The following is a 21,740-nucleotide window of genomic DNA, read 5'->3' on the forward strand; positions in this document are numbered from 1 at the left end:
ACGGCCACGGGGCGGGACCGCGCAGGGGGAGTGGCACGTTCGTTGCGACTTCCTGGGGGAGACGACACCTTCCCCGGCCGGGGTCACGGAAGGATGTCGGCGAGCGCGGAACCGAGGTCCGGATGCCGGAACCCGAAGCCCGATGCGGTGAGGCGGGCCGGCAGGATGCGCTGGCTCACGAGGACCCCCTCGTCGGCCAGTCCGCCCAGCGCCAGCCGCAGCACGGCGGGCGGTACGGCGATGGGGGTCGGCCGGTGCAGGGCCCGGCCGACGGCGGCGGTGTAGGCGGCGTTGGTGACGGGTTCGGGGGCGGTGAGGTTCACCGGGCCCGCCAGCGGGCCGTCGATGAGGAAGCGCAGGGCCGCGACCTGGTCGACGAGGGAGATCCAGCTCATCCACTGGCGGCCGTTGCCGAGCCTGCCGCCGAGCCCGGCCCGGAACACCGGGAGCAGCCGGCCGAGCACGCCGCCCTCACGGGCCAGCACGGCGCCGGTGCGCGGGAGCACGACGCGGATCCCGGCCTCGGCCGCAGGCGCGGTGGCGGCCTCCCAGTCACGGCACAGTGCGGCGAGGAACCCCTCGCCCACGGGGTCGTCCTCGTCCACCGTACGGTCGCCGGTGTCGCCGTAGTAGCCGCTCGCCGAGCCGGACACGAGCACCGACGGCCGGTCGTCGAGCGCGGCCAGGGCCCGGCACAGGGTGCGGGTGCCCTCGACGCGGCTGTCGCGGATCTCCTGCCGGTAACACGCGCTCCACCGCCGGTCGCCGATGCCCGCCCCGGCGAGGTGGACGACCGCGTCGACGCCCTCCAGGGAGGCGGTGTCCACCTCCCCGAACGGATCCCAGCGGACCTCGTCGTCGTCCGCGGGCCGGCGTCGTACGAGCCTGAGAACGGTTCGGCCCTCGCCGCGCAGCGCGCGAACGAGGGCCGAACCGATGAGTCCGGTCGAACCGGTGATGGCGATCTGCACGATCGCAGCCTAGTTTTCGGCTGGGCTCAAAGGCCCAACTCGGCCTCGAAGTTGCCCTCCTCGAGGCGGTTCTTCACCGTGGTGAGGAACCGCGCGGCGTCGGCGCCGTCCACCAGGCGGTGGTCGTAGGTCAGCGCGAGGTACACGATGGAGCGCACGGCGATGACCTCGCCGAGCTGCGGGTCCTCGATGACCGCCGGGCGCTTGACGACCGTGCCCGTGCCCAGCATGCCGACCTGCGGCTGGTTCAGGATCGGCGTGTCGAACAGCGCGCCCCGGCTGCCGGTGTTGGTGATCGTGAACGTGCCGCCGGTGACCTCGTCCGGGCTGACCTTGTTGGTACGGGTCCGCTCCGCCAGGTCCGCGATCCGCTGGGCCAGGCCGCCGAGGTTCAGCTGACCGGCGTTGTGGATCACCGGCACCATGAGGCCCTTCTCGGCGTCCACCGCGACGCCGAGGTTCTCGACGTCGTGGTAGGTCACCTCGTTGGTCTCGGAGTCGATGACGGCGTTGAGCTTCGGGTGCACCTTGAGCGCCTCGACCGCCGCCAGGGCGAAGAACGGCAGGAAGCTGAGCTTCACGCCCTCCCGCGCCAGGAAGTCGGCCTTGGCCCGGTCACGCAGCCGCGCGATCTTGGTGACGTCCGCCTCGACGACCGTGGTCAGCTGCGCCGACACCTGCAGCGACTCGACCATGTGCCGGGCGATCGACTGGCGCGTCCGGGACATCTTCACGGTCGTCCCGCGCAGGCGCGACACCTCCGCCGGCACCGGCGCGGCCGGAGCCTGCGAGGCGGCCGGAGCCGAGGCCGGCTGAGCGGGTGCGGGAGCGGCCTGCGGGGCCGGGGCGGGCGGCGGGGGCGGCGGCGCCTGCTTGGCCCGCGCCGCCTCCAGGACGTCCTGCTTGCGGATGCGCCCGCCGACGCCGGTGCCCTTGACGGTCGTCAGGTCCACGTCGTGCTCGGACGCCAGCTTGCGGACGAGCGGCGTGACGTAGGGGCTGTCACCCGACGGCTGCTCGGCCGCCTCCTGCTGCGGGGCCGGGACCTCCTGTCGCGGCTCCGGCTGCGGAGCGGCGGCCGCCGGCTGGGCGGCCGGAGCGGGCGGCGGCCAGGACGGCGCGGCCGGCTGCTGCTGCGGCTCGGGCTGCGCCGGGGCCTGCCGCTGCGGCGCCGGCTGGGCGGCCGGGGCCTCCTCCTGCGCGGGCTCGGGCACGGCCTGCTCCCGCTGCGGGGCGGCACCCTCGGTCGCCTCGCCCTCCTGGGCGATGACGGCCAGTTCGGCACCGACCTCGACGGTCTCGTCCTCGGCGACGGTGATGCTGCTCAGGACACCCGCCGCCGGCGACGGAATCTCGGTGTCGACCTTGTCCGTCGACACCTCGAGAAGCGGCTCGTCGGCCTCGACGCGCTCACCCTCCTTCTTGAGCCAGCGGGTGACGGTGCCCTCGGTCACGCTCTCGCCGAGCTGGGGCATTGTTACGGAGACCGGCATGGTTCTCAGCGACTCCTCTGAAACGTCGTGTTCTGGTACGGGCGGATCAGCCGTGGACGTGCAGCGGCTTGCCGGCGAGCGCGAGGTGAGCCTCGCCGATCGCCTCGGACTGGGTCGGGTGCGGGTGGATGAGCTGGGCGACCTCGGACGGCAGGGCCTCCCAGTTGTAGATCAGCTGGCCCTCGGTGATGAGCTCGCCGACGCGGCTGCCGACGATGTGCACGCCCAGCACGGGGCCGTCCTTCTGGGCGATCACCTTGACCTCGCCCTGCGTGCCCAGGATCTTGCTCCGGGGGTTGCCGGCCAGGTCGTAGGTGAACTCGACGATGTCGTGGCCGCGCTCCCGGGCCACCGCGGACGTGACGCCCACCGACGCGACCTCGGGCTCGGAGTAGGTGATGCGCGGGACGCCGTCGTAGTCGATCGGCGCGGGGTCCTGACCGCCCAGTCGTTCGGCGACGAGGATGCCCTCGGCGAAGCCGACGTGCGCTAGCTGCAGCGTCGGGATCAGGTCGCCGACCGCCGAGATCGTCGGGACGTTCGTGCGGCAGTACTCGTCGACCTTGACGAAGCCGCGCTCGGTCTCGACCCCGATCTCCTCCAGGCCCAGGCCCTCGGAGACCGGTCCGCGGCCCACGGCGACGAGCAGGAGGTCGGCGTCGAGGGTCTTGCCGCCCTGGAGCGTGATGATGACGCCCGACTCGGTGTGCTTGACGCTCTCGAACCGCGCGCCCAGCTCGAACGTGATGCCGCGCTTGCGGAAGGCCCGCTCCAGCCGCTTGGAACTGGACTCCTCCTCCAGCGGCAGCAGGTGCGGCAGCGCCTCGACGATCGTGACCTCGGCGCCGAAGGAGCGCCACACGCTCGCGAACTCGACGCCGATGACGCCGCCGCCGAGGACGACCACGGACTGCGGGATCCGGTCGAGCACCAGCGCGTGGTCGCTGGAGATGACGCGCTCGCCGTCGATCTCAAGGCCGGGCAGCGACCGCGGCACCGAGCCGGTGGCCAGCACGATGTGCCGGCCCTCGTACGTCGTGTCGCCGACCTGCACCTGGGTCGGGCCGGTCAGCCGGCCCTCGCCCTCGACGATCGTGATGCCCTTGGACTTGATCAGGCCCGTCAGGCCCTTCACCGTCGTGCTGACGACCCTGTCCTTGTAGGCGTGCACGCCCGGCAGATCGATGCCCTCGAACCGGGCCTTGATCCCGAACGTGGCCGACTCGCGCGTTTGGTCGGCCACCTCGGCCGCGTGCAGCAGCGCCTTGGTCGGAATGCAGCCGCGGTTGAGACACGTGCCGCCGAGCTTGTCCTTCTCGATCAGTACGACGCTCAGGCCGAGCTCCACCGCCCGCAGGGCGCACGCGTATCCGCCGCTGCCGCCACCTAGGACGACGATGTCGTAGGGGCTATTCGACACAGGACGCTCCTTCGATGCCCGCTCGGGCACCCTCGGCCCGGCGCGATTGTTCTTCCGGCACGCATCTTCCCACTTCCGACCGCCAGGCGGTCACAGCGCCCCGGCGGCGACGTCCTCGGCGACCTGCACGAGCGTACGGACGGCGGCGCCGGTGCCGCCCTTCGGGGTGTAGCCGTAGGGCTGGCCCTGGTTGAAGGACGGGCCGGCGATGTCGAGGTGCGCCCAGCGCACTCCGTCCGGCACGAACTCCTTGAGGAAGATCCCGGCCACCAGCATGCCGCCCCAGCGCTCACCGCTGATGTTGGCGATGTCGGCGACGGCCGAGTCCAGCCCCTTGCGCAGCTCCTCGGGCAGCGGCATCGGCCAGGCGGACTCGCCGGCGCTGCCGGCCGCGCCGACGACCATGTCGCGCACGTCGTCGTCGTTGGCCATGATGCCGGTCGTACGGGTGCCGAGCGCGACGAGCTGGGCGCCGGTCAGGGTGGCGATGTCGACGATCAGGTCCGGCTCGTCCTCGCCCGCGCGGACCAGTGCGTCGGCCATGACGAGGCGGCCCTCGGCGTCGGTGTTGAGCACCTCGACGGTCTTGCCGCCGTAGATGGTGAGCACGTCGGAGGGGCGCTGCGCGGTGCCGCTCGGCATGTTCTCCGCGATGGCGAGGTAGCCGACGACCTTGACCTTCGGGGCCAGGGCGGCGATCGCCTTCAGCGCGCCGAGCACGGCGCCCGCGCCGCCCATGTCGGATTTCATCCAGTCCATGGCCTCGCTGGGCTTGAGCGACAGGCCGCCGGAGTCGAAGGTGATGCCCTTGCCGACGAACGCGACCGTCTTGGTGGCCTCCGGGTGCTCGTAGGCGAGGCGGACGAGACGCGGCGGGTTGACCGAGCCCTGGCCGACCCCCACGATCCCGCCGTAACCGCCCTCCACCAGGGCCTTCTCGTCGAGGACCTCGACCGACAGGCCGGCCTCGTCACCGACTTGGCGCGCGGCGTCGGCCAGGGCCTCGGGGTTGAGGTCGGACGGCGGGGTGTTGACCAGATCGCGGACCAAGGTGACGGCCTCGGCGATGGTGCGGGCGCGGTCGAGGGCGGCGCGGGCGCCGGAGTCCGCCTCCGCCTCGGTCACGACCGTGATCTCGGACACCGGCCGCTTGTCGCCGTCACCGGTCCGGTAGTTGAGGTAGGCGTAGTTGCCGAGCAGCGCGCCGGTCGCCACGGCGGCCACCTCGTCGGAGGTGGCGGCGGGCAACAGGACCGCGACCGAGCCGGAACCCGCCAGGGACCGCAGCGCGGCACCGGCGGCGCGGCGCAGGGTCTCGGCGTCGTAGGACTCGCCCAGTCCGGCGGCCACCACGAGCGGGGCGGCCAGGTTGCCGAACGTCGGCACCTTGGTGACCTCACCCGGCTTGCCGGTGGCACCCAACCCGCTGAGCGCGTCGACGAGCCGGCCCTGGAAGGCCTCGTCGACCCCGGCGGCACCGGGCGCCAGCGCCGGTCCGGAGTCATCGGTGACGACACCGATCACGACGGCGTCGATGTCAAGAGAAGCGGATTCTGCGCTGGCAAGCCTGAGGTTCGTCACACAGCCCGATGGTAGTCCCGCCCCGAAGTTCTTTGTTCGAGTCGCCGGACTTCGGCGATCTTCGACCGGCGTCGGGACGACGTCCTCCGCCGGCTCGTCGAATACCATTTCTCGAATGGCCGGACGCCCATGGCGCGGATCCGGATCATAGAGGCCCCGTCGTCCTGGGAGATCGAGGGCCGCCTCTGGCCGAGGGGAAGCGGGCAGCGGCGACACGTCCCCGGGACGGCGGACGGCGGAACGCACGCATACGTCATGGCCACGCGCGTTCCGCGACGGCGCGGGAGCTCCACTCTCGGGGACGCTCCCGCGCCACCGACCGAGCCCCATCGGCGATCAGGCCACCGACATCACGACGATCGCCGCGGTGACCGAGGTCTCCACCAGCGCGCCGAGGACGTCGCCGGTCACGCCGCCCAGACGTCGCACGGCGTGCCGGAGCAGCGCCGCCGCGACCAGGAGGCCGGCCGCCACCGCCGCCGGGGCCAGCAGGGCGGGTCGCGTTCCCCCGGCGAGCAGGCCCGCGATCGCCGCGGCGCCCATCACGACCACCGTCACGGCCACGGCGTCCCGGCGCCGTACGGTCCGGGCGACCAGCGCCCCCAGGCCCTCCGGGCGGGCGGCGGGGACCCCCTCGCGGCACGCCCACGTGACCGCGAGCCGTCCGGTCACGGCCGCGACCGTCACGGCGACCGCCCGGTGCGGTGCCTGGGCGAGGGCGGCGACCTGGATCAGCAGGGTGAGCGTGAGGGTGATGACGCCGAACGGCCCGATGTCGGACCGCTTCATGATCGACAGGGCGCCCTCGGCGGGGCGTCCGCTGCCCAGCCCGTCGGCGAGGTCGGCCAGCCCGTCCAGGTGCAGGCCGCGGGTGAGCAGCGCCATCGCCCCGACGGCCAGGGCGGAGCCGAGCAGCGGGCCGGCTCCCAGCCATCCCGTCACCGTGAGGACCACGGCGGCCGCCGCGCCGACCAGGAGTCCGGCGGCCGAGGCGAGGATCATCGCCCGGCGGGCGGTCTCCCGGTCCACGCGACCGCACCGGATCGGCACGACGGTGAGCAGGGACACCGCCAGGCGCAGCCCGTCGGCGCCGGCGGCCCTCTCCTCCTCAGGTCCCACGGCGTCCCCCGCGTCCATGCTCAGAGGTCACGGTGGTCCCGGCGTCGACGCTCAGGTCCCGTGGTGCCCCGCTGTCTCCACGCTCAGGTCTCATCGTGTCCCCGCGTCTGCGCTCAGGCGCCACGGTGGTCCCGGCGTCGACGTTCAGGTCCCGTGGTGCCCCGCTTCCTCCACGCTCAGGTCTCATCGTGTCCCCGCGTCCGCGCTCAGACCTCACGGCGTCCTCCGCGATCACGGCAGGTCGATGACGCGGCCGGCAACGACCAGGGCGGTCTCCTCCGACTCGGCGGCCAGGCGCTGGTTGAGCCGTCCCAGCGTGTCACGGAAGGCCCGCCCGCTCGCGGTGTCGGGGACGACCGACAGGCCGACCTCGTCGCTGACCGCGACGACGTGCGCCCGGGTGGACCGCCACGCGTCGACCAGCTCGTTCAGGCGCGGCACGACCGCCTGCGGGTACTCCCAGGCGCCGAGCGCGTCGAAGACCGCCGTCAGCCAGGTGCCCATCCCGTCGATGAGGAGCGTCCCCGCCGACTCGCGCAGCAGACCCGCCAGGTCGATCGTCTCGGCCGTGTCCCACCAGCGCGGGCGGCGCCGCCGGTGCGCGGCGATCCGGTCGCGCCACTCCGGGTCGTCCCCGTGCATGATCCCGGTCGCGACGTACGTCACCTCAGGATGGGTCATCACCCGGAGCTCCGCCTCCTCCGACTTCCCCGACCGGGCGCCGCCCAGGATCAGCGACCGCCAGGGGCCGGGCGCCGGGCGTGTCCACAGGCTCATCCGGCGGTCGAGCTCGGCCGGGGAGGGGATGCGGTGGTCGACGTGGACGGCCTCGATCCGCGTCGCGTCGGTCACCGCGCCGGCGCGCCGCAGCCGCCCCAGGTGCGACGGGTCGCCGATCAGGTCCAGGAGCACGGCGTCGTACGGCTCGGGAGCGGCCGGCTCGGGCCGGGCGCCCGGCCGCGCGGCGAACAGGACCCGGTGCCCGCGCGGCGTACGGACGTCGTATCCGCCGGGCACCTGGCATCGGCGGCACTGGTCGAGCGGGACCCCGTCGAGGAGGACGCGGGTCGGTTCGACGCGGCGGCGGGCGGCGCGCATCCGGGTGCAGGAGGAGCAGCGGCAATCGGGCTCGGGCCAGCCGCGCGGCCCGGCCGTGCCGAGTAGCTGGATCTCGATGCCAGGGCCGTCCATCAGTCGCTCCGGTCGTCGAAGCCGGCCGGGGCCTCGAACGCCGCCCGGCGGGCGGCCCGGCGCAGCGCGAGCAGCACCGGGCGGCCGGTGACGGCCACCAGGATCGCCGTGAAGATCGCTCGTGGCAGGTCGAACCCGAGGGAGGTGGCGAGGTTGAACGCGACGAACCTCCCGAGGTTGTCGGCGAGCGGGGCGCCCGGGTGGTACGAGATCGAACTCGCCATTCCCCCCACGAACGGCCACAACCCCAGATTCTGCAACCAGCCATAGGCGAACGCGGCCACAGCGCCGTACGCCGCGAGCATCGCGATCTCCGTCCTGCCCCGGGCGCGCGGCAGGCATCCGGCGAAGAACCCCACCCACGCGGCGCCGAGGATCTGGTACGGCAGCCAGGGACCGACGCCCGCCGTGATCAGGGCGCTGGCGAACATCGCCACCGCCCCCAGCAGGTAGCCGAAACCGCGCCCCAGCACCCGCCCGCCGTGCACCAGCACGAAGAACATCGGCTCGAATCCCGCGACGTTCGTGCCCAGGGGCCGCAGCGCCGCGCCGACCGCGCCGAGCACGCCCAGCAGGGCGATGGCCTTCGCGTCGATCCCGCCCTCGGCGATCTCGGCGAGCGCAACCGCGAGCAGCAGCGGAAGGAGCAGCACGAACATCCACGGCGCGAAGGCCGACTGGCCGATCCGCGCCCCGGGCGTGACGAGCAGCGGCCAGCAGAACGCGGCCAGGCCCGCCAGCGACACCAGCGACAGCGCCGTCCCGGAGCGAACCCGAAGCCGGACCGCGTTCACGCCCACGACAACGCCTCCCGTACCTGGTCCACCGTGAGGACCGGGACCGGGGCGAAGATCTTGCCGACCTGCGGCGCGAACGCGGGGGAGGAGACCACGACCTCGCCGGTCGGCCCGTCCGCGACGACCTCGCCCTCGGCGACGACCACGGTGCGCGTCGCGACCTCGGCGACCAGTTCGACGTCGTGGGTGGCCAGGACGACGGCGTGCCCGTCGGCCGCCAGCTCGCGGACGATCTCCACCAGGCGTCCCTTGGCGGTGTAGTCCAGGCCGCGCGTCGGCTCGTCCAGCAGCACCAGCGGCGGCCGCCCGGTCAGGATGACGGCCAGCGCGAGGGCAAGCCGCTGCCCCTCCGACAGATCACGCGGGTGGAGCGTGTCGTCGACGCCGGGCGCGAGGCGCTCGAAGAGGGCGCGGCAGGTGCCCCGCGCCGCGCCCATGTCCCGGTCGGCGGCGGCGCACTCGGCCGCGACCGTCTCGGCGTACAGCAGGTCGGCGGCGTCCTGCGGGACGAGGCCCGCGTGCCGGACCATGACGCGCGGCGGCGTCTCATGGGGCGCCACGCCCCCCACCAGCACCCGCCCGCCGGACGGGCGTACGAGGCCGACCAGGGCCCGCAGCAGGGAGGACTTGCCGGCGCCGTTCCGCCCCATGAGGGCGATGACCTCGCCGGGCACGACGGAGAGGTCGACGCCGCGCAGCGCCGTCACTGGGCCGTACCGGATCTCCAGGGCTCGCACGGACGCGGGCGCATGGGCACCGTCCGCGCGTCCGCGCGGATCGGTCGCCGGCGTGCTCGCCTGGCCCGACGAAGCCGCGTTCCCGACGCGATGCGGAGCCGCGCCTGCGGACCCGGACGGAGCCGCGGGGCCGGACAGAGCCGCATCGGAGAGGGCCGCGGGGTCGGACGGAGCCGCGTTCCCGACGCGATGCGGAGCCGCGCCTGCGGGGCCGGACGGAGCCGCGGGGCCGGGCGGCGATGCGTTCGTGAGGCGTTCGCGGAGGGGCGCGGCGGCGCGCCGGGCGTCCCGCACGGACAGGGGGAGCGGCGACCAGCCCGCCAGCCGGCCCAGCTGGACGACGGGCGGCGCCACCGGGGACTCCGCCATGATCGCGGCGGTCGGGCCGTGGACGGGCGGTCGCCCGTCGCCGGGCAGCAGCACCATCGTGTCGGCGAGATGGACCACCCGCTCGAGGCGGTGCTCGGCGAGGACGACGGTGAGCCCCAGGTCGTGCACCAGGCGCTGCAGCGTGGCCAGGACGTCCTCGGCGCCCACCGGGTCCAGCGCGGAGGTCGGCTCGTCCAGGACGAGCACCTTCGGGTGCGTGGTCAGCACCGAGCCGATCGCCACCCGCTGTGCCTGCCCGCCGGACAGCGTGGCCAGCGCGCGGTCCCGTAGGCCGGCCAGTCCCAGCAGGTCCAGTGTCTCCTCGACGCGCCGTCGCATGACGTCCGGCGGCAGGCCCAGGGACTCCATGCCGTACGCCAGCTCCTCCTCGACCACGTCGGAGACGAACCCGGCGCGCGGGTCCTGCCCGACGTAGCCGACGACGTCGGCGAGCTCACGCGGCGGATGATCGCGGGTGTCCCGGCCGGCGACGGTCACCTGGCCGGTCAGCACCCCGCCGGTGAAGTGGGGGACCAGGCCGTTCACGGCGCGCAGCAGGGTGGACTTGCCGGTCCCGGTGCGCCCGGCGACGAGGCACAGCTCGCCCTCCTCGATCTCCAGGTCGACGTCCGTGAGCACCGGCGTCCCGCCGTAGCGGAAGTCGACGCGGTCGAAACGGATCACGTCCGGATCCCCCGCAGGAGGGCCGGGGCCAAGGCGATGAGCACCCCGGCGGCCGGCAGGGGCGGCAGGCCGGGAGCGGACCCCGGCGCGGGGCGAAGACCGTCCGCACCGAGGAGACCGGTGACGGTCATCGCGGTGGCCGCCAGCAGGCCCGAGCCGCCGGTGACCCACTCGGGCAGGGCCCACGGGTCCGGGCGGTAGCGGGTCCGCGGCGAGCGACGGCCGCCGAGCCACAGCCCCGCCGCCGCGCAGACCGACCCCGAGACCAGCATCGGCGCCCCCAGCGCCGCCGGCGCCTGCCCGTCGAGCAGCCCGTACAGCCCGGCGCACACCGCGAGCAGCCCGCCCAGGACCAGAGCGGCGGTCGCCCGCCGCCGCGCGCGGGGAACGGCGGCGGTCCGGCCGTACCCGCGCGCGTCCATCGCGGCGGCCAGCTGCACCGACCGGTCGAGCGCGCCCTCGAGCACCGGCATGGCGAGCCGCCGCAGCGCCCGGATCCCCCGGTCGGAGCGGCCGCGCAGGCGCTGCGCGTCGCGTACCTGCCGCACGTGCGTCACCGCCTGCGGCGCGAACGTCATCGCCACGACGACCGCGACGCCCACCTCGTACAGCGCGCCGGGAACGGACTTGAGCAGCCGGCTCGGGGCGGCCAGCGCGTTCGCCGCGCCCACGCAGATCAGGACGGTGGCGAGCCGCAGGGCGTCGTACCCGGCGACGGCCAGGCCCTCGGCGGTGACCGGGCCCCCGACCCGTACCCCTGCCAGCCAGGACGGCAGCGTCACCGACGGGAGTGTGAACAGCGTCGTGCCCGGTGCCTGCGCCGCGAACACCGCCCCGAACACCAGCCGCACCACCACGACGACCAGGCCGATCCGCAGGAACATCCCGTACGCCCGGGCCCACGGGTCATCCGAGCGGCACGCCGCCACGACGGTTCCGGTCACCGCGCCGACCAGCAGGAGGAGCAGCGGGTTCGTCGTCCGCGTGGCCGCCGTCGCGAGTCCCAGGGCCCACAGCCACCAGGCGCCCGGATGCAGCCGTCGTCTCATCGGCGGGACCGGCGCAGGGCGAGCACTCCGCCGCCCGCGGCGATCAGCACGACCAGCCCGATCCCGGCGTAGAGGCCGACCGGAGTGCCGGAGTCCTTGTCCTTCTTCCCGGCGGCGGCGGGCGACGCGGTCGCCGTCAGCGTGATGCGGCCGGGGGCACCGCACGGTCCGAACGCGTCGATGGCGCAGATCAGGCCGCTCTTGTCCGTCTGCACCTTCACGCCCGCCGTCGCGAGAACGTCCGTGCCCGTGGCGCTCTCCGGAACGATCGCGCAGCTCCGGCCGGCGGACGGCGGCCGCTGATCCTTCGGCGCGTCGGCCGCGTCGCCGTAGTCGACCACGAGGGCGACGCGCTTCTTGCCCGCCGGAGCGGACGCGGAGCCGCAGATCGCCGCGAAGTCGGGCTTGTCGCGCGGCGGGGTGCCGGTGGTCCCGCTGGATTTGGCGAACCGCCACCCTTCGACCGCGCCGTCCTTGGGGTGGGCCTGGGCCGGGCCCGTGGTGGCGAACGCCCACGTGTCGCCCTTCGCCTGCCAGTACCCCCAGAACGCGACGGCGTCGGCGTGCGCCTCGGGCATGGGGGCGAGCAGCAGGGCGGAGACGAGGAGACCGGCTGCGATCTTCGGCATGGGCGCCTTTCTGAGGAGAAGGCGGTCCCGGGTGAAGCGGGCGCGCGAGATGCCGCACGCGCCCGGACTCCATCCGCAGACCACGACGGAACAACGGAGCCGCTCGCGCCGGCGCGGGCATTCCGGCTCGCCGCCGGGCGGGACGCCCTGCGGCCTACGGTTGCGGGTCAGCGCCGGACTTCGACCGGCTTTCCCCACGACGGCGCGTGTGCTGCTGCCGACGAGTTGACCACGGGGTGCTCGACCACGTCAAAACCACCGGCACCGGTAACCTGCGGATCATGAGCGACCTCCCGCGCGATCCCTGGCAGCCGCCGGAGGGCACACCGCCGCACGGAGCCCCGCAGCCGGCGCCTCCTCCCTACACCCCACCGCCGGGCCCGCCGCCCGGACCGGGCATGCCGGGACCGCAGTACGGACCGGGTATGCCCGGCGCGCCGTACGGACCGGGCGCGCCGTACAGACCGGGCGCGCCGTACGCGCCGGGCCCGTACGGGCCTCCGCCCGGAGGCCGGGGCGGCCGGACCGGCCTCGTCGTCGGACTCGTCGCCGGGGGACTGGTCCTGGTCGTCGGTGTGGCGGTCACCGCGTTCCTCCTGCTGCGCGACGGCGGCGGCAAGGTCGCCGGACCGAGCGCGCTGCCCGGCGGAGTCCTGGTCTCCCTGGACGGCGGCGCGAGCACCGCGACGGTGGCCGCCCGGGGAGTGAGCCGGCCGGTGGTGGACGTGTACGAGGACTTCCAGTGCCCGCCGTGCAAGACGTTCCACGACACCGACGACGGGACCCTCCGGACGCTCGCGGCCGAGCGCAAGGCCGTGATCGTGTACCACCCGATGGTGATCTTCAGCACGGAACCGATGGCCGGGAGCTCCACGCGGGCGGCCGCCGCGATCCGCTGCGCCACCGACGGCCTCCACTGGCTGGCGTACCAGGACCAGCTGTTCGCCCACCAGGGGCCGGAGACGTCGACCGGGTTCACCGTCACCGACCTGGCGGCGTACGGCTCCGCGGCGGGCATCACCTCCACGGGCTTCGCCTCCTGCGTGCGCGACCAGGAGCACGCGGCGGAGGCACAGGCGGCCAGTCGGACCGCCGTCCAGAAGGGTGTCAGCAGCACGCCCACCGTCCTGGTGAACGGCACGAAGCTGAGTTCGAGTGAGACGCTGACCCCCGACGGGCTGCGGCGCGCGGTCGAGGCGGCCGGCTGAGCCTGTCGGCCGAGCCTGTATGAGAGTGAGGAGAACGATGCCCTGGAGCTGGCGGTACGAGAAGACCGACGGGACGCCGGTGGAGGCCCCCGGCTTCGGCGAGGAGACCTGGACCACCCAGGCCGACGCGGAGTCCTGGGTGGGGGAGAACTGGCGGAGTCTCCTGGAGGCGGGAGTCGACCAGGTCAGCCTCCTGGAGGACGGACGGGTCGAGTACGGCCCGATGAGCCTGCACCCCGAAGGAGGCTGACCGGCCCCGGGCGCGGGGGAGCAGGCACCCGCCCGCGCGCCCGGTCGGTCACGGCCACGGCGACAGCCCCCTGACCTGCGCCTTCTCCCTTCTCCCAGCGTGTCGGCGGAGTAGGGTGAGACTCATGGCAGGCAACGCTTGCACGGCGTCCGCCTCAAGGGGGTAGGCGGGTGTCCGCCGCCGTCGGCATCCGTCTCGTACGGCTGCGGCAGGCGGCCTGCGCGGGGCCGCGGATCCTGCTCACCGCCGCGCTGTACTACGGGACGGCGCGGTTGGGGCTGCTGCTGGCACTCGTGAATGAGCAGGTCACCCCGCTCTGGCTGCCGACCGGTGTCGCCGTCTGCTGTCTGCTGATGCTGGGGCTGCGGACCTGGCCGGGCGTCGCGGTCGCGGCGTTCGCGGTGAACGCGGCGATCGGGCCGACCCTGCCGGCCGTCTTGGGGATAACCGCGGGCAACACCCTGGCGCCCCTGTGCTCCTGCCTGCTGCTGCGGAGGGCGGGCTTCCGATGTGAGCTGGACCGCCTGAGAGACGCCCTTTCGCTGATATTCCTTGGCGCCTTCGCCGGCATGCTCGTCAGCGCCACTGCGGGGGCATCGGCCCTGGTCCTGTCCGGAGCCGTACCCGCCGAGGGCCTGCCGAGCACCCTGGCGGTGTGGTGGACCGGAGACACGATGGGCGTGCTGGTGATGGTCCCGCTGGTGATGGCCGTACGGTCGACGGGCCTGCCCAGGTTCGGCGCGGTCCGCTGGGCGGAGGTCGCGGTCCTGCTGGGCGGCACGCTGTGCGCCGCGGTCTTCGTCACCCGGGCGCCCTACCAGCTGCTCTTCCTCGTCTTCCCCATCCTGATCTGGGCCGCCTTCCGCTTCGGGCACCTCGGTGCGGCGTTCTGCGTCCTCATCGTCTCGGTCAGCGCGACTCTCGCCGCGGTGCACCGTGCCGGTCCGTTCGCCGACAAGGGGCTGCTGCACGCCATGCTCAACCTGCAGCTGTTCAACGGCACCGTCGCGTTGACCTCACTCCTGCTCGCCGCGGTGATCCTCCAGCGTGACGCCGCCTGCCGGGATCTCGAGCACGTGGCCCAGAACCTGACCGCCATGGCCGCCGAACTCGAGCACGGCCATCTGACGCTCAAGGCCATGGCCCTGGACATGCTCCGTGCCCGGCACGGGGCGGCGCCGCCCGTCTCCCGGACCGGCCCGGAACCCGCCCCGGCCGCCGGGCGCGGCCCGGACGACCCGCCCGTACGCCGCCGAGCGTGAGCACCGACGCCTCGCCGCCGAGCGGCGCCCGGCCGGCCGCGGGTTCTGCGGCTTGCCTCCGTCGGCCTCGGCCGGACGCGAAGGCGCGGTCGCCTACGGGCGCTGCGGCGGGCTGACGGTCTTGGCCGGGTCGCGTTCGACGACCGGCTCGAGGATGTCGTCGATGCGCTGCAGCAGTTCGGCGTCGAGCGTGACGCCGGCCGCCTTCACGTTGTCCCGCACCTGCTCCGGACGGGACGCGCCGATGATGGCGGACGAGACGTTGGGGTTCTGCAGGACCCAGGCGACGGCGAGCTGCGCCATCGACAGGCCCGCCTCCTCCGCGAGCGGCGTGAGCCGCTGTACACGGGTCAGCACGTCGTCATTGAGGAACCGCTGGATGAACGCCGAACCGCTCTCGTCGGTGGCGCGTGAGCCCGCGGGCGGGGCGGTGCCCGGCTGGTACTTACCGGTCAGCACCCCCTGGGCGATCGGCGACCAGACGATCTGCCCGACGCCCTCCTTCTCGGACAGTGGTACGACCTCGGACTCGATCACCCGCCAGAGCATGTTGTACTGCGGCTGGTTGGAGATGATCCGGTCGAGCCCCATCTCGTCGGCGATCTTGAGCGCCCGCGCGATCTCCTCGGCGCGCCACTCCGACACACCGATGTAGAGCACCTTGCCCTGGCGTACGAGGTCGTCGAAGGTCTTGAGGGTCTCCTCGAGCGGAGTCTCGTGGTCGAACCGGTGCGCCTGGTACAGGTCGACGTAGTCGGTCTGCAGACGCCGCAGCGAGCCGTGGATCGACTCGAAGATGTGCTTGCGGGACAGCCCGCGGTCGTTCGGGCCGGCGCCGGTGGGCCAGTAGACCTTGGTGAAGATCTCCAGGGACTCCCGGCGCTGCCCCTTCAGGGCACGGCCCAGGACCTCCTCCGCGCGGGTGCCGGCGTAGACGTCCGCGGTGTCGAAGGTGGTGACGCCCTCGTCGAGGGCGGCGTGGACGCACGCGTTGGCGGCGTCCTCCTCCACCTGGGAGCCGTGCGTGATCCAGTTGCCGTACGAGATTTCGCTGACCATGAGGCCGCTGCGGCCCAAATGACGGAACTCCATATCCGAAACCCTAGAACGCCGGGTCAGATCTGGTCCTTCTGCCCCGGCTTCAGGCGGGGCTGCGGCATCCGGAACCGGCGGATCTGCATCGACCGGGTCGCGGTGTAGAAGCCGAGGCCGCGGACGTTGTCCTCCGGAAAGCGCTCCTGGGCGAGCTTCTTCACGCGCCTGCCGAGGTAGATCGACTCGCCGACGATCAGGACGAGCATGACCGGCCAGCCGAACTGGTAGACGTACGTCTTGATGGTCACCGGCGTGACCATCGCCAGCAGGAGGATCAGCAGGGTGAGGTACATGAAGTACTCGCCGAACGTACGCCGGGAGTCGACGAAGTCGCGGGCGAGCCGGCGGGCCGGCCCCTGGTCGCGTTTGGGCAGGTAGCGGTCGTCACCGCGGGCCATGCCCTCCTTGGCCTTCTGTCGCTCACGGGCCTGCCGCCCGCGGGCGTGCTGGTAGGCCTCCTTGCGGGTGCGCGGCGCGGTGATCGGCTGGCGGTTGCGCTTCTGTGCCTCGCTGCGCTTGGGCGTGGGGCGGCCCTTCCCTCCCGATTTGACGACCTCGGGGTTGGCGGAGGGCTCCTCTGTGGCGGTATCGGTACGACGTCGGAACACGCAGATCAGCCTACCGGCGCTCGCGGCGAACATAATGACTGTCTTGAGCGTTAACGCGTAGGGTGGTCAGCGAACCCCAGCAGCGTTGTGAGGCATCAGCAGAAGGGACCGGCCACGCGCGATGAGCGTGATGAAGCGTATGTCGATGATCTTCAAGTCCAAGGCCAACAAGGCGCTGGACAAGATGGAAGATCCTCGCGAGACCCTTGACTACTCCTATCAGCGTCAGCTTGAGATGCTGCAGAAGGTCCGCCGGGGCGTCGCGGACGTCGCCACGTCCCGCAAACGTCTTGAGCTGCAGATCAACCAGCTGGAGGGCGAGCAGCGCAAGCGCACCGACCAGGCCAAGCAGTTCCTGCAGGCGGGCCGTGAGGACATGGCCCGTGAGGCGCTGGGCCGGCGTACCGCGCTGGAGAGCCAGCTGAACGACCTGCGCGCCCAGTATCAGCAGCTGCAGGGCGAGGAGGAGAAGCTGACGCTCGCCTCTCAGCGGCTGCAGGCCAAGGTCGACTCCTTCCGTACGCGCAAGGAGACGATCAAGGCCACCTACACGGCGGCCGAGGCGCAGACCAGGATCAATGAGGCGTTCTCCGGCATCTCTGAGGAGATGGGCGACGTCGGCCTGGCGATCCAGCGCGCCGAGGAGAAGACCGAGAACATGAAGGCGCGCGCCGGCGCCATCGACGAGCTCCTCGCCTCGGGCGCGCTGGAGGACTACTCCGGTCCCCGCGACGACCTTCAGGCCGAGCTCGACCGTATGGGCAGCACCGGCGGCGGCGTCGACCTCGAGCTCGAGCAGATGAAGGCGGAGCTCGGCATGGGCCCGCAGAAGCAGCTCGACGCGGCCCCGGGCCAGGCGCAGGGGCAGCACGCCACGCCGCAGCAGCAGGCTCAGCCGCAGATCCAGCGGCCGCAGCCGGGGGAGGGGCAGTGATCGTCCGGCTGATGGGCGAGGGGCAGCTCGACGTCGCAGACGGCGACCTGTCCGCCCTCAACGACCTCGACGCCGAGCTCGAGAAGGCGATCGAGTCCGGCGACGAGGAGCGGTTCCGCGGTGCGCTGCACGCACTGCTGGAGCGGGTGCGGACCGTCGGCAAGCCGCTTCCGCCGGAGGAGCTGGAGCCGTCGGACCTGATCCTGCCGCCCGCGGACGCGACCATGGAGGAGGTCCGCGCGATGCTGGGCGACGAAGGACTCATCCCCGACTGACCCGTCGTGTCCGACCGACCGGTCTTGTTCGACTGACAGCCATGTTCGACTGACAGTATTGGCACAAAGCGGGCTGGTCCGGACGTTCTACCTGTGGAAGCGTCGGACGGGAGGAAGGGGAAATGATGGAGCGCTCGCGCTTCGCACCCGACCGAGGGCTCACATCGCGCATGCTGCTGACGATGTTCCTGCTGGGGTTGCTGTACGTCGCCTTCGTCGGGTTCTTCTTCGTGTACGTGCCACAGCTCTGGCTGGTCGTCCTGGTCATCGCCGTGGCATTCCTCCTCGCCCAGTACTTCTTCTCCGACCGGCTCGCCCTCTTCGCCATGCACGGGCGCATCGTGTCGGCGGAGGAGGCCCCGGAGCTGCACGGCGTGATCGACCGGATCTGCGCCCTGTCCGATATGCCGAAGCCGAGGGTGGCGATCGCGGACACCGACGTGCCCAACGCGTTCGCCACCGGACGCAACCAGGGCAACGCCGTGGTGTGCGTCACCACCGGTCTGCTCCGGCGGCTCGACGTCGTCGAGCTGGAGGCCGTGCTGGCCCACGAGCTGTCCCACGTCGCCCACCGCGACGTCGCGGTCATGACCATCGCGTCCTTTCTCGGCATCCTGGCCGGCCTGTTCACCCGATTCGGCCTCGAATGGGGCCTGTGGGGCGGCTTCAACGACCGCGACCGCAACAACAACGACCAGAGCACCGCGGTGGTGCTGCTGATCGTGATCGGCGTCAGCGCGGCCGTCTACGCCGTCAGCTTCCTGCTGACCCGCGCCCTGTCGCGCTACCGCGAACTGTCGGCGGACCGCGCCGCGGCGCTGCTCACCGGGCGGCCGTCCGCCCTCGCGGCGGCGCTGACCAAGGTCACCGGCGAGATGTCCCGCATCCCGACCAAGGACCTGCGCGCCGCCGAGCCGTTCAACGCCTTCTACTTCGCGCCGGCCTTCACCAAGGGGTTCAGCATCTCGACGCTCTTCTCCACCCACCCGTCGCTGGACCAGCGGCTGGCGCAGCTCGCCAAGATCTCCGCCCAGCTCGGCCAGGGAGTCTGACGTGGGCGGCGCGCTGCTATCGGACCAGGAGTCTTGATGGGGTTCCTCGACACGCTGCTGGGCCGTTCCAAGCCGAAGAAACCCGACCTCGACCGGCTGTTCGCGCTGCCGACTGCGGCCCTGACCCTGGAGGCCGCGGCCGGGCTGACGCCCACGGGCGTCGGCGCGGTCTGCTTCCGCGCCGCCGAGGGCGCCGCGTTCGCGCAGATCGAGAAGGACGTGCGCGAACTCCTGGACGCCGGCGACGGGCCCAAGGTCGAGCTGAGCACCGACACCTACGGCTACACCTGGCTGGTCACCCGGCACGATCCCACCGACATCGGAGGGCTCGTCACCAACATCCACGCGGTCAACGCCGCGCTCGAGTCCGGCGGCTTCGGCCCGCAACTGCTGTGCTCGGTGGTGGCCTTCACCGGGCCGGACGCCAAGCGCTTCGGCCTCGTCTACCTCTACAAGCGCGGCACCTTCTACCCCTTCGCCCCGCTGCCGGGCGAGACGCGGGACAACGCCCTCGAGCTCCAGGTACGCGGCGCGGTCGGCGCGGACCTGCCGGTCGAGGACGACCTGAGCCGGTGGTTCCCGGTATGGGGCGCACCCGGGCTGTGACCTTCGTCCTGGAGGCCGCCGGCGTGCGCCGCGGCGACACCGTCATCCTCGAGGACATCACCGCGACCATCCGGTCCGGACGCTGCACGGTGATCGCCGGACCCAGCGGCGCCGGCAAGTCGACGCTCCTGCGGCTGCTCAACCGGATGCTGGACCCGACGACCGGCCGCGTCCTCCTCGACGGCACGCCGCTGGCCGCGCTGGACGTGCTCGCGCTGCGCCGTCGCGTCGGGCTCGTCGCCCAGCAGCCGACCCTGCTGACCGACGCGGTCCTGGACGACCTGCGGGTCGGCCGCCCCGACCTGACGGAGGAGGAGGCACGCTCCCTCCTCGCCGAGACGGGCCTGCCGCCCGCCTTCGCCGAGCGACCGACCGCCGGCCTGTCCGGGGGAGAGGCCCAGCGGGTATGCCTGGCCCGCACACTGGCCCTCCGCCCGGAGGTCCTCCTGCTCGACGAGCCCACCTCCGCCCTCGACCGGGCCAGCGCCGAGGCGATCGAAGGCGTCGTCAACGATCTGCGCGCGGCCGGGGGCACCGCCGTCCTGGTCAGCCACGACACGGGTCAGGCACGGCGGCTCGCCGACGACGTGCTCGTCCTGCGCGACGGCCGGCTGGCGGAGCAGGGCCCTCCCGAGGACGTCGACTACCTGCGGGCCGTGGCGTCGCCGTGAGCCATGAGGTGCACGTCCCGTCGTGGCCGGGTGTCGTGGCCTCGCTCGCGCTGGTCGCCATCGCGCTGGCGATCGTGGCGCGGGCGCGGCTCCGGATCACCCGCGAACTCCTCGTCGCCGTCGTCCGGGCGGGGGTGCAGCTGATCGCCGTCGGCGCACTGCTGCTCGCGATCTTTCGATACGCGGGGCTGCCGGGCGCGTTCGCCTGGGCCGCGGTGATGGTGGTGATCGCCGGCCAGGTCGCTGGCCGGCGCGGCTCCGGAGTCCCCCGGTCGCGGGTGGCCGCCACCGCCGGACTCGCCACGGGCGGCGGCGCGACCCTGCTCGCCCTGGTCGTGCTCGACGTCATCCCCGCGCAGGCGCGCGTCGTCGTCCCCGTGGCAGGGATGATCATCGGAGGTTCGATGCAGGCCGCCGGTCTGGCCCTGCGCCGCGTACGGGACGCGGTCACCAGCGGCCGCCCGGCGATCGAGGCCCGCCTGTCGCTCGGCCTGACCGCGCGCGAGGCGTTCGCCCCCCACACGCGCGACGCGCTGCACACCGCTCTCCTGCCCGTCATCGATTCCACCAAGGTCGTCGGGCTGATCACGCTGCCGGGCGCGATGACCGGCCTGATCCTCGGCGGCGTCGAGCCGCTGACCGCGATCCGCTACCAGATCGTCGTGATGTACATGATGCTCGCGGCGGCCGCCGTCAGCGCGTACGTCACAACCCGCTTCGCCGAGGCCGCCCTCTTCGACGACGCCCACCGCCTCCGCACCTAGTTGCGCACAGGAAGTTGTACACATACCAAGTATCCTTAGAGGCATGACGTCCTTCGTGCTCTCAGTCCACCCGCTGTCCGAGGTGCGCCGACGGCTCTCGGAGACCGTCGCGCGGTTCCGGCGTGAGGGCGCATCCGCTGAGCCGGTCATCTTCGGGTCGCAGCGCAAGCCCGAAGCGGTTCTGCTGCCCTATGCCGCATACGAAGAGTTCGCGGAGTACAAACGACGTCGTCATGCCATCGACATGGCGGAGGGATCGGTTCGAGCGGAAGGCCTCGAGCCTTCGGCTGAAGCGATCACGAGGGCGGAACGATGGGCCAGGGGTGAGATCAGCGAAACGGATATGTACGAGGAGACCCTGCGGCATTATCGGCGTCTGTGAGTAACGATCCATATACAGATCCCTCGACTGGCGTTCTGCTCAACAAACTGGGCATCAGTGACCCGGACGAGTTGTCGAGGGCCGAAGCGGACCTCACCTACTTGATGCTGGCGCGGCTCGAGGCACGGTCGCTGCCCGGGAAATACGATCTTGCCCACTTGCGGTCGTTCCACAAGACGATCTTCGGTGACCTATATCCCTGGGCCGGTGAGTTAAGAACCGTCCTGATCGCCAAAGGCCACCCCTTCTGTCTGCCTCAGTTCATTCAGTCGGCTTCGGACGAGATCTTTTTTGGCCTGGCCCGGGAGGGATACCTGAGGGGGCTTCGCCGAAGTGAGTTCGCCGGCAGGTTGGCCTTCTATTTGGGAGAGATCAACGCGATCCATCCCTTCCGTGAAGGCAACGGTCGTACGCAGCGTGCTTTCTTCGGGCAACTTGCGCGAGATGCCGGGTTCATTGTCAATTGGCGGAGACTCGACGCCGATAGGAATATAGAAGCGTCCATCGCGATCATGCGCGGTGATCCGGAGCCGATGCGCAGCATGTTGGACGAGCTCGTCGAGCCCGTCTGATCAAGTTCCCTGGCGGTCAGC

Annotated in this window: 23 protein-coding genes; 11 read left to right on the plus strand and 12 right to left on the minus strand. The window is 72.4% G+C overall.

What is annotated here, in order from left to right:
* Window positions 1–83: 83 nt before the first annotated feature.
* From NE236_RS11730 to NE236_RS11775, 10 genes are all read right to left on the minus strand, one after another.
* The gene (locus NE236_RS11730; protein ID WP_252841935.1) at window positions 84–971 is read right to left on the minus strand and encodes a TIGR01777 family oxidoreductase; all 888 of its coding nucleotides are present in this window, start codon (window positions 969–971) and stop codon (window positions 84–86) included.
* Between the two features lie 26 nt (window positions 972–997).
* Window positions 998–2,464 carry a 2-oxoglutarate dehydrogenase, E2 component, dihydrolipoamide succinyltransferase gene (sucB, locus tag NE236_RS11735; RefSeq protein ID WP_252841936.1) on the minus strand — a complete coding sequence of 489 codons (1,467 nt, stop codon included), beginning with the start codon at window positions 2,462–2,464 and terminating at the stop codon, window positions 998–1,000.
* 46 nt (window positions 2,465–2,510) lie between these two features.
* Window positions 2,511–3,884 (minus strand): dihydrolipoyl dehydrogenase, encoded by a 1,374-nt coding sequence (gene lpdA / locus NE236_RS11740; protein WP_252841937.1) that lies wholly within the window; start codon window positions 3,882–3,884, stop codon window positions 2,511–2,513.
* Window positions 3,885–3,974: 90 nt separating this feature from the next.
* Window positions 3,975–5,465 (minus strand): leucyl aminopeptidase, encoded by a 1,491-nt coding sequence (locus NE236_RS11745; protein ID WP_252841938.1) that lies wholly within the window; start codon window positions 5,463–5,465, stop codon window positions 3,975–3,977.
* A 336-nt stretch (window positions 5,466–5,801) separates the two neighbouring features.
* A complete protein-coding gene (gene cobS / locus NE236_RS11750; protein ID WP_252841939.1) occupies window positions 5,802–6,602 on the minus strand; it encodes an adenosylcobinamide-GDP ribazoletransferase in 801 nt (266 codons plus the stop codon).
* Between the two features lie 213 nt (window positions 6,603–6,815).
* Window positions 6,816–7,775 (minus strand): bifunctional adenosylcobinamide kinase/adenosylcobinamide-phosphate guanylyltransferase, encoded by a 960-nt coding sequence (locus NE236_RS11755; protein ID WP_252841940.1) that lies wholly within the window; start codon window positions 7,773–7,775, stop codon window positions 6,816–6,818.
* Window positions 7,775–8,575, minus strand: a complete 801-nt coding sequence (locus NE236_RS11760; RefSeq protein ID WP_252841941.1) for an ECF transporter S component — start codon at window positions 8,573–8,575, stop codon at window positions 7,775–7,777. Before NE236_RS11760 ends, NE236_RS11755 begins: the two co-directional genes overlap by 1 nt.
* Window positions 8,566–10,362, minus strand: a complete 1,797-nt coding sequence (locus NE236_RS44440) for an ABC transporter ATP-binding protein (protein WP_252841942.1) — start codon at window positions 10,360–10,362, stop codon at window positions 8,566–8,568. Before NE236_RS44440 ends, NE236_RS11760 begins: the two co-directional genes overlap by 10 nt.
* The gene (locus NE236_RS11770; protein WP_252841943.1) at window positions 10,359–11,411 is read right to left on the minus strand and encodes an energy-coupling factor transporter transmembrane component T family protein; all 1,053 of its coding nucleotides are present in this window, start codon (window positions 11,409–11,411) and stop codon (window positions 10,359–10,361) included. The genes NE236_RS44440 and NE236_RS11770 overlap by 4 nt, the downstream gene beginning before the upstream one ends.
* Window positions 11,408–12,040 carry an SCO2322 family protein gene (locus NE236_RS11775; protein WP_252841944.1) on the minus strand — a complete coding sequence of 211 codons (633 nt, stop codon included), beginning with the start codon at window positions 12,038–12,040 and terminating at the stop codon, window positions 11,408–11,410. The genes NE236_RS11770 and NE236_RS11775 overlap by 4 nt, the downstream gene beginning before the upstream one ends.
* Window positions 12,041–12,321: 281 nt before the next feature.
* Between NE236_RS11775 and NE236_RS11780 the strand changes: the two genes are divergently transcribed.
* The 3 genes from NE236_RS11780 (at window position 12,322) to NE236_RS11790 (ending at window position 14,760) form a co-directional block, all read left to right on the plus strand.
* A complete protein-coding gene (locus NE236_RS11780) occupies window positions 12,322–13,248 on the plus strand; it encodes a DsbA family protein (protein WP_252841945.1) in 927 nt (308 codons plus the stop codon).
* Between the two features lie 37 nt (window positions 13,249–13,285).
* On the plus strand, window positions 13,286–13,498 hold the full coding sequence (locus NE236_RS11785) for a hypothetical protein (RefSeq protein WP_252841946.1): 213 nt from the start codon (window positions 13,286–13,288) through the stop codon (window positions 13,496–13,498).
* A gap of 170 nt (window positions 13,499–13,668) precedes the next feature.
* The gene (locus NE236_RS11790) at window positions 13,669–14,760 is read left to right on the plus strand and encodes an MASE1 domain-containing protein (protein ID WP_252841947.1); all 1,092 of its coding nucleotides are present in this window, start codon (window positions 13,669–13,671) and stop codon (window positions 14,758–14,760) included.
* Between the two features lie 93 nt (window positions 14,761–14,853).
* Here the strand turns inward: NE236_RS11790 and NE236_RS11795 are convergent, their stop codons facing one another.
* Window positions 14,854–15,852, minus strand: a complete 999-nt coding sequence (locus NE236_RS11795) for an aldo/keto reductase family protein (protein WP_252841948.1) — start codon at window positions 15,850–15,852, stop codon at window positions 14,854–14,856.
* A gap of 23 nt (window positions 15,853–15,875) precedes the next feature.
* On the minus strand, window positions 15,876–16,463 hold the full coding sequence (locus NE236_RS11800; RefSeq protein ID WP_252841949.1) for a DUF3043 domain-containing protein: 588 nt from the start codon (window positions 16,461–16,463) through the stop codon (window positions 15,876–15,878).
* Between the two features lie 121 nt (window positions 16,464–16,584).
* Here NE236_RS11800 and NE236_RS11805 point away from each other — a divergent pair, with 121 nt between their 5' ends.
* The 8 genes from NE236_RS11805 to NE236_RS11840 all read left to right on the plus strand — a co-directional run bounded on the left by NE236_RS11805 (window position 16,585) and on the right by NE236_RS11840 (window position 21,719).
* The gene (locus NE236_RS11805; protein ID WP_252841950.1) at window positions 16,585–17,397 is read left to right on the plus strand and encodes a PspA/IM30 family protein; all 813 of its coding nucleotides are present in this window, start codon (window positions 16,585–16,587) and stop codon (window positions 17,395–17,397) included.
* The gene (gene pspAA, locus NE236_RS11810; protein WP_252841951.1) at window positions 17,394–17,672 is read left to right on the plus strand and encodes a PspA-associated protein PspAA; all 279 of its coding nucleotides are present in this window, start codon (window positions 17,394–17,396) and stop codon (window positions 17,670–17,672) included. Before NE236_RS11805 ends, pspAA begins: the two co-directional genes overlap by 4 nt.
* Window positions 17,673–17,797: 125 nt before the next feature.
* Entirely contained in the window at window positions 17,798–18,724 is a 927-nt protein-coding gene (htpX, locus tag NE236_RS11815; RefSeq protein WP_252842192.1) for a zinc metalloprotease HtpX, read from the plus strand.
* A gap of 36 nt (window positions 18,725–18,760) precedes the next feature.
* Window positions 18,761–19,330, plus strand: a complete 570-nt coding sequence (gene pspAB, locus NE236_RS11820; RefSeq protein ID WP_252841952.1) for a PspA-associated protein PspAB — start codon at window positions 18,761–18,763, stop codon at window positions 19,328–19,330.
* Window positions 19,309–20,001, plus strand: coding sequence for an ABC transporter ATP-binding protein (locus NE236_RS11825; protein ID WP_252841953.1), 693 nt, complete (start codon window positions 19,309–19,311; stop codon window positions 19,999–20,001). The genes pspAB and NE236_RS11825 overlap by 22 nt, the downstream gene beginning before the upstream one ends.
* Entirely contained in the window at window positions 19,998–20,765 is a 768-nt protein-coding gene (locus tag NE236_RS11830) for an ABC transporter permease (protein ID WP_252841954.1), read from the plus strand. Before NE236_RS11825 ends, NE236_RS11830 begins: the two co-directional genes overlap by 4 nt.
* 43 nt (window positions 20,766–20,808) lie before the next feature.
* Window positions 20,809–21,147 carry an antitoxin VbhA family protein gene (locus NE236_RS11835; RefSeq protein WP_252841955.1) on the plus strand — a complete coding sequence of 113 codons (339 nt, stop codon included), beginning with the start codon at window positions 20,809–20,811 and terminating at the stop codon, window positions 21,145–21,147.
* Window positions 21,144–21,719, plus strand: coding sequence for a Fic/DOC family protein (locus NE236_RS11840; RefSeq protein WP_252841956.1), 576 nt, complete (start codon window positions 21,144–21,146; stop codon window positions 21,717–21,719). The genes NE236_RS11835 and NE236_RS11840 overlap by 4 nt, the downstream gene beginning before the upstream one ends.
* The last annotated feature ends 21 nt before the right edge of the window (window positions 21,720–21,740 follow it).

It is taken from the genome of Actinoallomurus purpureus (assembly GCF_024055795.1).
In the GTDB taxonomy this organism is placed as follows: domain Bacteria; phylum Actinomycetota; class Actinomycetes; order Streptosporangiales; family Streptosporangiaceae; genus Actinoallomurus; species Actinoallomurus purpureus.